Raw genomic sequence first — 1,519 nt, 5'->3', positions numbered from 1 at the left:
CTGAGCACGTTCTCGGAATGGCCGCCACACGCCCGCGCGGCGTCGGCCGCGCAGGCGAACAACTCCGGGCTCACCAGGTCGCGGACGACCGCGAACGTCGTCGTCGGCCCGTAGGTGGTCAGGAACGGGTAGCTCGGCCGGACGAGCCTCATCCGCAGCAGACAGGCCAGCCCTCGGGTCAGCACCACGCGATGGCGTTCGCCGCAGGGCCTGTCGGGCTCGGGAATGGCGRCTGACCAGGTCGCCCACCTGGGACCGAGCATCGCCTCGGCATGCTCCCACCGGTCCTGCCAGCCGCCGGRCACCCGGCCCAGCCAGTCCAGCAGCAGCTCGACACCGGCAACCGACCGCTGCGCCTGCTGCCGCTTCGCGTTCCACCACGACAAGGTCGGCACAGCCGCGAGCACGTCGTCCAACGACGCCGTATCCCACGGGCCGACCGGCCGCGCGGCCGGCTCCCAGCCCGACGCCCCTGGGCCGATGGCCTGCTTGGTGGCTGGGGCCGCGACCGCGGTAGGCATCACCTCGGGTTCCCGAACAGGACCGCGAGGTCAGCGGGGTCGTAGCCGAGGGCCGCCGGCGCTGGGGGCGCGGGGCGAGGTCTTTCCCGCGCAGCCAAATGCTCCCGGACCCGAGCGAAGACCTCCTCGTCGTCCTGCTCCAGGTAGAGCTGGGTCGTCGACAGGTGGGCGTGGCCGAGGATCGTCTGCGCGTCGCGCAGCGACAGCCGGCCGTCGCGCACCATCCGAATCGCACAGGTGTGCCTCAAATCGTGCATCGTCCAGTTCGCGCCCAACCGGCGGTTCGCCCGACGGAAGACCGCCCGCAGCGCCTCGTAGTTCAACGGCTCGTGGACCCCGCCGCGCCGATAGACCGTCCRCCAGACCGGATCACCCGCGCCCAGCACACCGCCGCCGACGTCGGCCAGGTAGAGACGCAGCCAGACGAACGCCTCCGGGCTCGCCGGCAGCCACTGCTCGGCCCGCGTCCCCTYGCGGACCACCCGCACCAGCTGGCCACCCCAGTCCAGGTCCGCGCCGCGCATGCCGAGCAGCTCGGCCGCGCGGGCACCGGTGGACACGCCCAGCGCCAGGATCGCCCGGTCCCGGTTACGGCCCATCGCCGCAAACAGCGCGTCCCACCGCTCGTCCGGCATCGCCCTCGGCTTCCGCTTCGGCAGCCGAGGGTTATAACGCAGCCGCCCCTCCGGACGGAATGCCTCCAGCGGGTTGTGGTGCGCGTGCGCCCGGCCCCGGCCCGCCCGAGCAAGCACAACCGGATTCACCAGCGGCCCCTCACCACGCTCCAGCCAGAACTCATAGAAGGTCCGCAGCACGGCGTTGCTGTGCCGCACCGTCGCCGGCCCGTAGCCGTCCCCGAGGTGGCGCTTACGGGTCACCGGGTTGACCTGCCCCACGGTCGCCCGCGACCCGACCCGCGCCGCCGCGACCGGCTTGGTCGCCTGCCCGAGCCACAGCACGAAGTCCCGGACCTCCGCCGGACTCACCCGGTCCCAGGC

The 1,519-nt window shown here is 73.1% G+C and carries 1 protein-coding gene and 1 pseudogene; both read right to left on the bottom strand.

Annotation, left to right across the window (positions count from 1 at the left end):
* Window positions 1–521 (bottom strand): annotated as a pseudogene (locus CcI156_RS23705) (hypothetical protein); the annotation flags it as partial.
* The coding region (locus CcI156_RS23700) for a site-specific integrase (RefSeq protein ID WP_217697755.1) at window positions 521–1,519 on the bottom strand (999 nt) is incomplete at its 5' end. The pseudogene CcI156_RS23705 and the gene CcI156_RS23700, both read right to left, overlap by 1 nt.

Origin of the sequence: Frankia sp. CcI156, assembly GCF_001983015.1 — a bacterium.
GTDB lineage: Bacteria > Actinomycetota > Actinomycetes > Frankiales > Frankiaceae > Frankia > Frankia casuarinae.
The sequence above is the reverse complement of the archived record's forward strand: the minus strand, read 5'-3'. Positions and strand labels throughout refer to the sequence as shown.